11 protein-coding genes are annotated in these 13,719 nt (G+C 53.1%); 1 reads left to right on the top strand and 10 read right to left on the bottom strand.

Annotation, left to right across the window (positions count from 1 at the left end):
• From nuoH to VFS25_RS24580, 8 genes are all read right to left on the bottom strand, one after another.
• Positions 1-978, bottom strand: coding sequence for an NADH-quinone oxidoreductase subunit NuoH (gene nuoH, locus VFS25_RS24545; RefSeq protein ID WP_414647801.1), 978 nt, complete (start codon positions 976-978; stop codon positions 1-3).
• Positions 972-3,662 (bottom strand): NADH-quinone oxidoreductase subunit NuoG, encoded by a 2,691-nt coding sequence (nuoG, locus tag VFS25_RS24550; RefSeq protein ID WP_326464832.1) that lies wholly within the window; start codon positions 3,660-3,662, stop codon positions 972-974. Before nuoG ends, nuoH begins: the two co-directional genes overlap by 7 nt.
• On the bottom strand, positions 3,643-4,917 hold the full coding sequence (gene nuoF / locus VFS25_RS24555; protein ID WP_326464833.1) for an NADH-quinone oxidoreductase subunit NuoF: 1,275 nt from the start codon (positions 4,915-4,917) through the stop codon (positions 3,643-3,645). The genes nuoG and nuoF overlap by 20 nt, the downstream gene beginning before the upstream one ends.
• A 33-nt stretch (positions 4,918-4,950) precedes the next feature.
• Positions 4,951-5,415, bottom strand: a complete 465-nt coding sequence (gene nuoE, locus VFS25_RS24560) for an NADH-quinone oxidoreductase subunit NuoE (RefSeq protein WP_326464834.1) — start codon at positions 5,413-5,415, stop codon at positions 4,951-4,953.
• A gap of 82 nt (positions 5,416-5,497) precedes the next feature.
• Positions 5,498-7,252: an NADH-quinone oxidoreductase subunit C/D gene (gene nuoC, locus VFS25_RS24565; RefSeq protein ID WP_326464835.1), complete on the bottom strand. Its 1,755-nt coding sequence runs from the start codon at positions 7,250-7,252 to the stop codon at positions 5,498-5,500.
• Entirely contained in the window at positions 7,249-7,887 is a 639-nt protein-coding gene (locus tag VFS25_RS24570) for an NADH-quinone oxidoreductase subunit B family protein (protein ID WP_326464836.1), read from the bottom strand. The genes nuoC and VFS25_RS24570 overlap by 4 nt, the downstream gene beginning before the upstream one ends.
• A 394-nt stretch (positions 7,888-8,281) precedes the next feature.
• Positions 8,282-8,752, bottom strand: a complete 471-nt coding sequence (locus tag VFS25_RS24575; protein WP_326464837.1) for an NADH-quinone oxidoreductase subunit A — start codon at positions 8,750-8,752, stop codon at positions 8,282-8,284.
• A gap of 269 nt (positions 8,753-9,021) precedes the next feature.
• Positions 9,022-9,465 carry a CBS domain-containing protein gene (locus VFS25_RS24580; RefSeq protein ID WP_326464838.1) on the bottom strand — a complete coding sequence of 148 codons (444 nt, stop codon included), beginning with the start codon at positions 9,463-9,465 and terminating at the stop codon, positions 9,022-9,024.
• A 334-nt stretch (positions 9,466-9,799) separates the two neighbouring features.
• Between VFS25_RS24580 and VFS25_RS24585 the strand changes: the two genes are divergently transcribed.
• Entirely contained in the window at positions 9,800-10,054 is a 255-nt protein-coding gene (locus tag VFS25_RS24585) for a hypothetical protein (protein WP_326464839.1), read from the top strand.
• On the opposite strand, the gene VFS25_RS24590 is transcribed toward VFS25_RS24585, so the two are convergent.
• Together VFS25_RS24590 and VFS25_RS24595 are read right to left on the bottom strand one after the other, a co-directional pair.
• Positions 10,022-11,830, bottom strand: coding sequence for a glycoside hydrolase family 35 protein (locus VFS25_RS24590; RefSeq protein ID WP_326464840.1), 1,809 nt, complete (start codon positions 11,828-11,830; stop codon positions 10,022-10,024). The two genes, VFS25_RS24585 and VFS25_RS24590, sit on opposite strands and share 33 nt — an antisense overlap.
• 120 nt (positions 11,831-11,950) lie before the next feature.
• The gene (locus tag VFS25_RS24595; protein WP_326464841.1) at positions 11,951-13,648 is read right to left on the bottom strand and encodes a GMC family oxidoreductase; all 1,698 of its coding nucleotides are present in this window, start codon (positions 13,646-13,648) and stop codon (positions 11,951-11,953) included.
• Positions 13,649-13,719 lie beyond the last annotated feature (71 nt).

The raw sequence follows: 13,719 nt of genomic DNA on the forward strand, positions 1-13,719 counted from the left end.
TTAGATCAGTAATTTAATAGCCGCCGTTATCAGCAGGTTTAGCAGCGATAACGGGAACAATATCTTCCAGCCGTACTCCATTAGCTGATCATACCTGGGGCGCGGCATGGACGCCCGCAGCAATATGAACAGCAGGATAAATGCGAACGTTTTCAGTACAAACCAGATCACTGGCGGCAGAAAAGCAGGCCCCAGCCAGCCGCCGAAGTACAGCGTTACCACCATAGACGATATAAGGGTGATGCCCAGGTACTCGCCTATGAAGAACAGACCGAACTTCATACTGGAATATTCCGCGTGAAAGCCTGCCACCAGCTCGCTTTCCGCTTCCGGTATATCAAAAGGCAGGCGGTGCGTTTCTGCAATGCCTGCAATCAGGAAAATAAAAAAGCCTACACATTGCGGCAGTATAAACCAGCCGTTCTTTTGGGCCGTCACAATTTCGCCCAGGTTAAAAGAGCCGCTCAGGATAACCACGCCCATTAACGACAGGCCCATAAATACTTCATAGCTGATCATCTGCGAAGCGCCGCGCATAGCGCCCAGCAATGCATATTTGTTATTGGATGCCCAGCCGCCCAGCACAATGCTGTACACACCCATGGACGACATGGCCAGGAAGAACATTAATCCTACATTAAAATCCGCCACCACCGCGTTAGGACCAAACGGTATTACGGTAAAGCTCATGAGCACACTGGCCACCACCACTGCCGGCGCAAACACAAACACTACCTTGTCTGCAAACGGCGGGATCCAGTCTTCCTTAAAGAACAGCTTTATCGTATCGGCCAGCACAATCAGTACACCGAAAGGCCCGGCGCGGTTAGGACCGTAGCGGTCCTGCCAGAGTGCCAGCACCCTGCGTTCCAGCCAAATAAGGCCGGCAGCTGTATTCAGCAGTACAAACAGCACCACGCCAATAACTAACCAGTAATGTCCTGCGCTCATAAAAAAGAAGTTTTGAAGCTTTATAATCTTCCCAGCACCGGCATACCTGCTACCTCCACGCCGGGCAGGCCTGCCGGCAAGCCGGCCATGCCCTGCTGCACCGCCGGGTGCACCTTTACTGTAAACGTATAAGCATGCCCGTTAACCGCCAGCTGCAGCTGGTGCGACTCCGCTACCTGGTAGCGCTGCGCATCTTCGGGGCACAGTAAAATATAAGGGGCGGGCATACGTTCGGCTATGACCGGCGTATACACACTTAATTCATCCGATCCGAAAATGTGATATAAGGGTAATAGCAATAAATGCCCGGACAGCGGCACAAAATGTTCCGGCACATCTGTAAAGTAAGGCGCTGCACCAGTAGAGGGTGCTATCAGCCGCAGGCCGGGATCACCGTCATGCAGGGAGCCGCCCACTTCTGCCTGGAATTTGTTGACCGACTGTACCGAGTTCCAGCCCGGCCACCAGAAAAACGGGATCATGGAAGATGGCGGTTCCCCCCGGTAGCCCTCCATGGTAAAGGAAAGGGCCGTATCTACATCTTCCGGCGGCTTGGGCTCGCTTACATTTACATTCGCCAGCATGGCGGTGCGCCCGCTGTAGCGGTGCGGCTCACGCGGTATTTTTTGCCCGGCTATACGAAAATCCGCCGGCGGCGCCAGCTCCTCAATGCCTGCAAATACGGCATGCGTGCGGGCCAGGGCATGTGTTACATCGTCCAGCACCGTCAGCTGCTTTAAGCACGCATTACCGGTAACAGCGCCCAGCTGCAGCAGCCAGCGCCAGCTTTCCTGTACTGCGCTGCTGCCGGCAAACACCTGGAAGAAACGCTGCGCGCGCCCTTCATTATTTACCATTGTACCGTCCGACTCCGCAAAAGTGCCGGCCGGTAACAGCACCGTAGCTTTTTCTGCTGTGGCATTGTACAGATGATCCAGCAGCACCACCTCTTTACAATGTGCAAACAGCTGTTCGGCTGTTTGCCGGTCAAGGCGCCGGTACAGATCATTTTCCAGGATAATGAGGTTATCGGCTTCCCCGTGCAGCACCGCGTCCACCGCGGACTCCAGGCGGTGCCCGCCCAGCATTTCCAGCCCCAGCGTATTACATTCCGGCAGGGTAAGCACCAGCATGGCGTGCTTGCCCTGCTGCTGCAATGCCCAGCTGATGTTGGCGGCCTGCCGCATGGCGCCTTCGCTTCCACTGCCGTAACCGGCAATGATCAATGGCCTTGCTGAACCCTGCAGGCCGGCGGCAATTTCCTGCGCCAGCTGCTGCTCCTCAGCTGTTAAGCCGGTAATTACGGGAACAGGCGCTCCCAGCAGCTGGCTTACGGCAAAGCCTATACGGGCAATGTTTTCCGGCCCGGTATGCCAGGTCCGCGCCGCTATTTCATCCAGCCCCGTAGGCTGTACATTCAGTATATAGCAAGGCCCATGCTTGTCCTGCATTGCCTCGCGCACGGCCGCATCCTGCCAGGGCAGCACATGCGCGGTGTTCATGGCTTCCTGCGCCGGCTGCCGGCCTACGGCCTGCCTTACCGACAGCGCCATCATGGGTGCGGTGTTCAGCAGGTCTTCGCCCAGTATGAGCACCGCATCTGCCGTAGCTGCTTCCTGCATGGACGGTGTGCGTACAGGACCGTTACGCAATATCTTCAGCGCCTGCGTAGCCAGGTCCTGCTCTGTATCGGACATGCCCAGGTAAAAATAGTCAGGCCCCACCAGCTGCTGCAATGCAAAGTTTGATTCCAGCGATGCGCGCGGTGAGCCAATGCCAATGGTGCGCCCGGGCGTAAGCTTATCGCGCAGGTACTCCAATGCGGCATTATGGTCAATGGTGCGGTCTGTAAGGCCACGGATAGCTACCTGCCGTATGCGGTGGTCACTGTTCACAAACTCATACCCATAGCGGCCGCGGTCGCACAGGAAATAGCCGTTCACCGCGCCGTTATAACGGTTGCTGATCTGCCGCAGCGAGCCGTAACGCTCACTGGCAATAATGTTGCAGCCCAGGCTGCAGCCCTGACAAACAGAAGGCGCAGAGGTCATATCCCACTTACGGGTATAGTGCTGCTTTAATGTTTTATCTGTAAATACGCCGGTAGGGCATACTTCCGCCAGGTTGCCACTGAACACGCTTTCCAGCGTACCATCCTGGTGGCGGCCAAAATACACATGGTTGTGCGCGGCAAAAACATCCAGGTCTTTACCACCGGCAAAATCTTTATAAAAACGCACGCAGCGGTAGCACTGTATGCAGCGGTTCATTTCGTGGTTCAGGAAAGGGCCCAGGTACTGGTTTTTGTAAGTGCGCTTACTAAAGTGGTAATTGCGGTAGCTGTGGCCTGTCATTACCGTCATATCCTGCAGGTGGCAGGAGCCGCCTTCATCGCACACGGCGCAGTCATGCGGGTGGTTGGTCATCAGCCAGCCTATTACCTGCTCCCTGAAACGGGCGGCTTCCTGATCGCTTACGGATATACGCAGCTGGTCTTTCACCGGCTCCATGCACGACATAATGAGCTTGCCCTTGTTATCTTTTTCGTCCCTGAACGATTTTACGGCGCATTGCCGGCACGCGCCCACGGCGCCTAATGCCGGGTGCCAGCAGAAATAGGGGACGTCCAGGCCCAGCGACAGGCAGGTTTCCAGCAGGTTCTTGCCTTCTTTTACTTCGTATGACTTACCGTCAATGTGAATGATTGCCATAGGGACATTTTTTTTCGTGCACATGCTGTTCAAAATCTTCCCGGAAATATTTCAGCGCGCTTTGCAGGGGCTCCATAGCGCCGGGCGCCAGCGCGCAAAATGTGTTGCCGGGGCCCAGCAGCCGGGTATGCAGCTCCAGCTGCTCCAGGTCGTCTTCCGTACCTTCGCCCTGCTCCAGGGCATATAATATTTTTTCTGTCCACGGTAACCCTTCCCGGCAGGGCGTACAAAACCCGCAGGACTCCTGTGCAAAGAAATGCTCCAGGTTATGTACAAAGCCCACCGGGCAGGTATGGTCGTCCAGCACCACCATGGTGCCGGTGCCCAGGCGGCTGCCTGCCGCAGCGATAGCGGTAAAGTCCATGGGCGTGTCCAGGTGGTCTGCTGTTAAAAAATCGGTGGAAGCGCCGCCCGGCAGGGCGCCCCGGAAGCGGTAGCCGTTTTGCATGCCGCCGGCGTAATCATCCAGCAGCTCGCGCATGGTAACGCCCATAGGAAGCTCCCACGCGCCGGGCCGGTTAACGCGCCCGCTGACGCCGAATATTTTCGTACCCCCGTCGCCGGTACGGCTCAGCGACTGGAACCAGGCAGCGCCCTTGCTAACGATGTGGGGAATGAATGAAAGGGTTTCTACATTATTCACAATGGTAGGGCGGCCAAACAAACCGCTTACCTGCGGAAAGGGCGGCTTGGCGCGGGGCACGGCGCGCCTGCCTTCCAGGGAGTTTAGCAGGGCGGTTTCTTCACCGCACATATACCGGCCCACGCCGGTGTGCAGGTACATTTCAAGGGAAAAATCCTTACCGAGTATATTACTACCCAGGTAACCGGCGGCATAAGCTTCACTTAATGCCTTACGCATTACCTGTGCGGCCTCCTTATATGCCCAGCGCAGGAATACAAACGCAGTGGTGGCCTGTATGGCATAAGCTGAAATAAGCATGCCTTCTATGAGCTGGTGCGGGTTGCCTTCCAGCAGCCAGCGGTCTTTAAAGGTGCCTGGCTCCATTTCATCGGCATTGGCCACCAGGTATTTGGGGCCTTTTATATTCATGGGTACAAAGCTCCACTTCATTCCTGTGCTGAAACCTGCGCCGCCCCTGCCCCGCAGGTTGGCTTCTTTTACCAGCGCCGTTATATCCTGCGGCGCCATTTGAAATGCCTTGCGCAATGCCTGGTAGCCCCCCAGGGCTTCATAAGCCCTGAGGTCCAGCGACAAGCCGGGTTTAATATCCGATGTAAGCGGAGCCTCCATAGTTTTTATTTTTGAAATACTTCTTTACCGCATTTATTCATACTTATCCAATATCTGCCGTATCATGCCGGTATGCAGATCCCGGTACAGATCCTGGTCAACCATCAATGCCGGCGCATGATCACAGGTGCCCAGGCAGGCATTGGGCAGCAGGGTAAAACGCCCGTCGGGCGTGGTTTGCCCGTAGCGGATCTGCAGCAGCGACATCAGCTCTTCTTTTATTTGTTCGTAGCCCATTACCCAACAGCTGATGCTGTCGCACACCAGTATCACATGCCTGCCTACCGGCTGCCGGAATATGAGGTTGTAGAAAGTAGCTACGCTGTCTACTTCATCGGCGCTCATATCCAGTAAGGCGGCAATGTCTTCCACGTTTTCGTCAGATACCCACCGGCGCTGCTCCTGCACTATCTTTAACGCCTCTATCACTGCTGCCTTTTTTACCGGCACCAGCGCTGCTTCGTGCGTTATCTTCGTTATTTCTGTTTCTGTAAGCATATGCTATCTATTGTATTCGCTTACTAGCTTACTACTACGCTCCAATCCATCTGCACATCTGCACATCTGCATATCCGCACATCTACCGGTCTATGTCTGCCAGCACATAGTCCATACCGCCCAGGATAGACAGCAGGTCGGCTACTGTATAGCTGCGGCTGATGTAAGGCACCATCTGCATATGCGCAAACGATGGCGTGCGTACGCGCACCCGGTAAGGCGATGTGTTGCCGTCGCTGATAAGGTAATAGCTGTTCCAGCCCTTGGTAGCTTCTATGCAGCTCATGGCTTCACCAGCCGGTATTACCGGTCCCCAGCTAACATTCAGGAAGTGGTGGATGAGCGTTTCAATATCATGCATGGTATGCTGCTTCTCCGGCGGGGTGGCCAGCGGGTGGTGCGACTTAAATTCTCCTGCCGGCATATGTTCCAGGCATTGTTCTACAATGCGCAGGCTCTGGCGCATTTCTTCCACGCGCACACGGGCACGGTCGTAACAGTCGCCGTTAACGGCTGTAGGTACTTCAAATGCAAAATTCTCATAACCGCTGTAGGGGCGCATTTTACGCATATCCCACTCCAGGCCGCAGGCGCGCAGGCCGGGGCCGGTAACGCCCCATTCAATGGCTTCTTCCAGCGTATAAATGCCAATGCCCACGGTACGCGCTTTGAACAGGGCATTTTTCATCACCATATTATCATACTCGCGCAGCTTGGGCGGAAAATAGCGGATAAATTCGCGCACCAGCTTATCCCATCCATTGGGCAGGTCCTGGGCCACGCCGCCAATGCGGAACCAGTTAGGATGCATGCGGCCCCCGCAAATGGCTTCTATGATCTCGAATACGCGCTCACGGTCGGTGAACATGTAAAACACCGGCGACAGCTGCCCCACATCCTGCGCAAAGGTGCCGTACCATACCAGGTGGCTGGCTATACGAAAAAGCTCGCACAGCATAACGCGTATCACCTGCGCGCGCAGCGGCACCTCAATACCGGCCAGCTTTTCCACGGCCAGCAGGTAGCCCAGGTTGTTCATAACGCCGCCCAGGTAATCAATACGGTCGGTATAGGGAATATAGGTGTGCCACGACTGCCGCTCGCCCATTTTTTCAGCGCCGCGGTGGTGAAAGCCGATGTCCGGCACGGCATCTAAAATATCTTCCCCGTCCAGCTGTAAAATAATGCGCAGCACGCCGTGCGTACCGGGGTGCTGCGGGCCTATGTTCAGGAACATAAAATCAGCATCGTCGCTGTGCCGCTTCAGGCCCCACTCTTCGGGGTTAAACTGCAGCGCGGCCTGCTCTTTATCCATTTTATCATCAAACAGCTTAAAAGGCCCCATTTCGGTGGCGCGGGCAGGATGCTCCTTGCGCAGGGGATGCCCCTGCCAGGTGGGGGGCATTAAAATACGTTTCAGCAAAGGATGCCCGTTAAAACGGATGCCGAACATATCATACACCTCCCGTTCATACCAGTTGGCGGCGGGCCAAACGTGCGTGATGCTAGGCAGGGAAGGATATTCGCCCCGCAGGCCTGTTTTCAGGCGCAGGAAAGCATTGCGTTCAAAGGAGAACACGTGGTACACCACGGTAAAGTCAAAAGGAATATGGCCGTTCTGCGACCTTTTAAACGCACGCTCGTCAATGGCCGTAAGGTCATAGAGCATGCGGTAAGGCTGTGTAATGTCTGATTTCAGGTATTGCAGCACGGCCACCAGCTTTTCCTGCGGCACCCAAAAGGTGGGCATGCCGTCGCAGGTTACCTGCGGTTCGCAGGTTTGCGCTCCAAAACGGGTGTCCAGCGCGGTTTTAATATCATCTGTTGCGCCCGTCATATTTCATCCGGTGTTTTAAATTGTGTCATCTGCTGGCGTTTTTCGTAGAGCACGTCTTTCATGGCCGGTTTTTCGGGTTTTATTACGCCCTGCTCCCCTATCATCCAGCTAAGGGGCCGTATTTCCGTTCCCACCGCATCGCGCAGCATTACCAGGCCGTGCATGAATGCATCCGGGCGGGGCGGGCAGCCCGGTACATATACATCAACAGGCAAAAATTTATCAACGCCCTGTACTACGCTGTAGATGTCGTACATGCCGCCGGAGTTGGCGCACGAGCCCATGGAAATTACCCAGCGCGGCTCCATCATCTGCTCATACAGGCGTTTGATAATGGGCGCCATTTTAATGAATACGGTGCCGGCGATGATCATTACATCTGCTTCGCGGGGCGTGCCGCGTATCACTTCTGCGCCAAAACGCGCCAGGTCATACTTAGGCGTCATGGAAGTGGCCATTTCCACAAAACAGCACGACAGCCCAAAATGAAACGGCCACATGGAGTTTTTGCGGCCCCAGGCCAGCAGCCGGTCTACAGAGCTTAGCACCATGCTTTGCTGCATCACCTGTTCCAGTGATGTGTTACCGGCTACTTTGCCGGCCTGATCCTGTGTGTTTGTTAACCACCAACCCATGTTTAATTACGAATTACGGATTATCAATTACGAATGCGGAGCGGTGCATTGCCTGTTCTGCTCTGCGGAAAATGCCTCTGAAAATTAACTGCGATATGAATAATTAAAATGCAGCGGTTATTAGTATGTGCTGGACAAAGCGCCGCCACACTGCATGCCAGGCGGCATTCAGCAATCAATTAAATGGTGAATAGGAAAATTTGTAATTACGAATATCAATACAACTTTCATGCTGTTACACACCGATGAAAAGCTACATTTCCATCATTCGTAATTCGTAATTGATAATTCGTAATTGACTGCGCCAGTCTTTCTGTTAGATCCGTGGAGTGAATAAATACCGTTCTTTTTTTCAGATAGTCCGATATAATTGTAACGATACTTTCCTGTGGTGTTAATGAGCCGGTTGCGGCGGCGGCAATGGCATGCTCACCGTGGTTTTGCTGCTGCGCCGCAGCTTCCTGTACGCCCTTAATATCCGTTTGCCGTCCGGCCCGAAATCCAGCGCGCCGTTGCGCCATTCGTAAATAAGCACTACCAGTAAAATGAAAATAAATACGCTTACGCCTATATAACCTGCCCATCCCAGCTCGTCAAACGCAATGACCCATGAGATAATGAAAACAGTTTCAATATCAAAGATCACAAACAACATGGCAATAAGGTAAAATTGAGAAGGGAAACGCAGGCGTGCAGAGCCTGTAGAGAGAATGCCGGATTCATAGGCCTCACCGGTAGCACGGTCTTTATGCCGCTGCCCCAGTACATAAGACAGCCCCAGTATGGCAATAACCAGTGCCAATACAATAGCCCCAAAAACAACAAAGGGCCAAACGGGAGCCGTTTCAGTAACTGATGCTTTCAAGTGTCAACGCCCTCCAAGCGAGCTTTAAAAGTCAGTCTGTTAATCTGTCAAAAAAACTACATGCTACGTTCCGCTATTCCTGTCGCCTGTTCATATATTAATTGCTAACCGGCAGGCGAAGATCTCTTACGGTGAAGAATATGTGATATGAATTTACAAAAAAAATATAATCCAAACATCAATTGATTCCAGATTTACGATTTTAGATGTATAACCGCCTTTAAGCTGCGTTCATAGCACCTGCAACCGTAAATCTGTGCCATGGTAAATCACGTGTGTGTACCGCTGATGTAGCTTTCCAGGTTGTTGATAATGTAGCGCTGCTCATCGATTATAAACTTCACCACATCACCGATAGAGATCAATCCTATTAAACGTTGCTGCTCATCCGTTACAGGCAGGTGGCGGATGCGTTTATCCGTCATCTTTACCATACAGTCTTCAATAGAGTCATTTTCGCAAACGGTGATGGGCCGTTCCGTCATGATCTCGCGGATAGTGGTTTCTTTGGACGCCCTTCCTTTCAGGATCACCCTGCGGGCATAGTCACGTTCTGAGAAAACGCCGAGGAATTTGCCCTGGTCGTCAACGACCATTAAAGCGCCCACATTCCTGTCTACCAGTACTTTCAGCGCTTCAAACACGCTGCTGTCGGGATTAATGGAGTATACTGCATGACCCTTGGCCTGCAGGATATTACGTACAGTTCCCATAACGAGGCCTTTTAAAAATGAAGAAATATGAAAAACCAGTTATTGTAAGTTAAGGTTTTTATACTGAAAAATCAAGGCAGCCACGGCAGCGGTATATTGTAACCGGTTTTATTGTCCGGAAGCGGACAGCCCTGTTGCAAAATCGCACATTCCATCTGCTTACCGGTATGGTAGCGCATTGATTTTCACCGCCTCCCAACTATGGCACCTTGTTAGCTGAACCCTTTCCGCTTTCCTAACAAATAAGCCGCGCGCCATGTTCAGCCACTATTACAAAACAGGTTTCAGGAATCTGCTCCGCAACAGGACACATTTCTTTGTAAACATTACAGGTTTGGCAATAGGGTTCAGCGCCTTTCTGCTGATATTCCTGGTGCTGGCGTTTGAACAAAGCTTTGATAACTTTCACCCGGGGAAAGACCGCATTTACCGGGTGATAAGGGAAAAAAGCAACAACCCTACAGCCCGTGACTATCGCACAGGCGTGCCTTTCCCTGTTACCGGCGCGTTACGCACCGACCTGCCGCAGCTGGAAACCACGGCGGCTCAACAAAACCTATTCCAGTGTTTTTGCCCCGCTGATGGATGATGGCCCTACCTGGTGAAGGTCAAACACCACAATTTCGTTATTGCCTTTTTTAAGCCAGCCTGCAGGGCAATACAGGCGGTTTTGCGGGCCTATGTCCCAGTAGCGGCCCAGGTTATGCCCGTTCACCCAAATGATGCCTTTTTTAAGCCGGGTAAAATCAATATAGGTATCGCCTACACGCGACAGCTTAAAGGTGGCTTTAAAGAACTGCCCGGGTTTGGCGGTGGTGCCGCTGGTGGCATGCAGCCCCTGTATGTACTTTTCCGTCATGGGCAGGCCAAACACATCCCAGCTCATAAGCGTCATGCCGTTCAGCGTAACGCGGTCGGTAATGCCTTTGCGGTCTATAATGTGCTGGGCAAAGTTAATGCGGCCCATTCCTTCTACCAGTATTTCCAGCACCGGCTCCTTTACATCGGTTTTGGGCAGCTCAAAGGTATTTTCGCCCAGGCGGCGGTCCAGCTTACCCATATATTGCCCGTTCAGGTAAATGGTGGCATAATCATGCAGGTCTGTGATCACCAGCTTGCCGCTTTTATGCCCTACCAGCCGGGTGCGGTACAGCATAAAGCCATAGTCCTGTCCGTAAGCTTCAAAGGGCTTTGGCTGCGCGGAGTGCACGGCTTCGGGCAGCTGCTCCCATATGCTGGTGAATGGTATGAGCGGCACCGCGGAAAAGCTTACTGTGGGTATGGGCGCAGGTATGCGGGGCAGCGCCTTATGCAGGTGGTTACCGATGATCCTGCGCAGCTCCATATATTTTTCCGTGGCTACGCCCTGCTCGCTGATAGGGGCGTCATAATCATAGCTGGTAAGGTCCGGCTCATAACCTTTGCCGCCGGAGTTGGCGCCGGCGGTAAAGCCAAAGTTGGTGCCGCCATGTATTACATACAGGTTAAAGGAACGCTCGTTATCCAGCAGGTACTTTACTTCGCGTAATATGCCTTCCTTATTGGGCCGGGCCCATTGCTCGCCCCAGTGGGTAAGCCAGCCGGGGTACGACTCGCTGCTGAAAACGGGCACACCCGGGTACAGGCTGGCCGCCAGGTTAAAGTCGGCGTCAGAACCACCGGAGTCCAGGCCAATAGCGGCGCCGGCTACGGTGCCTGCTTCCAGGTTAGGAACCGCCGGGCCATCTGCCGTATAAAAAGGTACGTTAATGCCGTTTTCTTCCCACAATGCTTTCAGGCGGTTCAGGTATGCCTTGTCGTTGCCATAGCTGCCGTACTCATTTTCCACCTGCACCATCAGTATAGGCCCGCCATTGGTTACCAGCAGCGGTTTTACCTGTGCCGACAACGCTTTTACATACCGCTCTACCGCCTCCATATACCGTGGGTCCATGCAGCGCACCTTAATATCCGGTGTGCGCAGCAGGTAAGGCGGCAGCCCGCCAAACTCCCATTCAGCGCATACATAGGGGCCGGGGCGCAGCAGCACCCACATGCCTTCCGCCTGCACCATTTTTATAAATTCGGCAACATTATGATTGGTGCTGCTGAAGTCAAAGGCGCCGGGCTCCTGCTCATGGTAGTTCCAAAACACGTAGGCGGCAATGGTATTACAGCCCATGGCCTTCGCCATTTGTATGCGGTGCTTCCAGTACTCCCGGGGAATGCGGGCAGGATGCATTTCTCCGCTGATGATCTGGAAGGGTTGGCTATCCAGTAAAAAATCTGTTTTTGAAAGCGCAAAGGTGTGCTTTTCCTGTGCGTAAGCGCCTTGCGTAAAGCAGCAGGCGATGAATAACAAATGGGCCAGTAAATGTATTCTCATTGCTCTTGTTAAAAAAGTCAGGGTCAAAGTTAACATTCTGAAAAAAGGATAGCAGGGTAAAACATGTAATGGTTAAAAACGTATAGACAAGAGCGAAAATAGTTGAAAAGAAGGGAAACGTTAAACGTTCCCCTTCTTTAATTCTTTTACAGCATAATCACAGGCGCGGGCGGTAAGCGCCATATAAGTGACAGATGGGTTCTGGCAGGCGGATGACGCCATGCACGAACCGTCTGTTATAAACACGTTCTTTACAGCGTGCACCTGGTTCCAGCGGTTGAGCACCGATGTTTTGGGATCGTGCCCCATACGCGCGGTGCCCATTTCGTGAATGCAGTGGCCCGGAGGCGGCATATCGTCATAGCTCCGCACGTTGGTTAAACCCGCTGCTTCCAGCATTTCGCGGGCGCTTGCCTGCATATCTTTACGCATGGCCAGCTCGTTTTCACGGAACTCGCAATCAATATCCAGGGTGGGCAAACCGTATTTATCTTTTTTGTCTTTGTTCAGCGTGGCCTTATTCTCATAATACGGCAGGCACTCGCCCCAGGAGCCAATGCCCATTGACCATTTGCCCGGCTCTGTTTGTGATGCTTTAAAGGCAGCGCCTACTCCTTCTGCACCGGTGCCGCGGCCGCGCCCCGCGCCGCCCTGGTAGCCAAAACCACGCACATAATCTTTCACTTTCGTGGCTTCGTTTACGTTACGGAACCGGGGTATATAAATGCCGTTGGGCCGGCGGCCGGCATTGTAATACTGGTCTTCAAAACCGTCAAACTCCCCATCGGCGCCTACGCCAAAGTGGTGATCCATCAGGTTATGGCCTACCTGTTCGCTGTCGTTACCCAGGCCGTTGGGAAAACGGTTGGAGGTGGAATGCAGCAGCACAAAGGCAGTGCCCAGTGTAGACGCGTTCAGGAAAATGATATTGGCATAATACTCCACGGTTTGCAGGGTATGCGCATCCAGCACACGTACGCCGGTGGCTTTGCCTTTTTGCTCATCATAAATTACTTCCGTTACAATACTATCCGGCCGCAGGGTCATGTTGCCGGTAGCTGCGGCAGCAGGCAGCGTAACGCCGTTGCTGCTGAAGTAGCCGGTAAAGGGGCAGCCCCTGTGGCACAGGTTGCGGAACTGGCAGGCGCGCCCATGCTGCATGGGTTTGGTGGCATGCGCTACGCGGCCTATAGTAATAATACGGTCGTTATACTTTTCTTTGATGCGGGCAGCTACGTGTTTTTCCAGGCAGTTCATTTCCATGGGCGGTAAAAACCTGCCGTCCGGCAGCTGTGGCAATCCTTCTGCCTGGCCGCTGATGCCGGCAAAGGTTTCCACGTAATCGTACCAGGGAGCAATGTCTTTATAGCGTATGGGCCAGTCAACCCCGTGCCCGTCTTTCATATTGGCTTCAAAATCCAGGTCGCTCCAGCGGTAGCACTGGCGGCCCCACATAAGGGACCGGCCGCCTACATGGTACCCGCGCAGCCAGTTAAAGGGCTTTATTTCATTGTAAGGATTTTCCTTATCGTTTACCCAATATTGTTTGGATGACTCATCGAAAGCGTAGCAGCGGCTTTGTATGGGATAATTTTCTCTCAGCTCATTGCTAAGCTGCAGGCGGTGCTTAAACTCCCAGGGGGCCATCATGGCTGTGGTATAGTCTTTAATATGCTGTACGTCGTTCCCCCTTTCCAGCACCAGTGTTTTCAGTCCTTTTTCGCACAGCTCCTTGGCGGCCCATCCCCCGCTGATGCCTGAACCTACAACAATTGCATCATAGGTATTGTCCTTTACGGCCTTAATGTTAAGATTCATAAGCTTCAATTACGAATTGGTTAATTACGAATTAACCAACCGTAACATTAATGTTGTGGTGAAAAATTATC

This window comes from Chitinophaga sp. (genome assembly GCF_035761305.1).
Taxonomy (GTDB): Bacteria; Bacteroidota; Bacteroidia; order Chitinophagales; family Chitinophagaceae; genus Chitinophaga.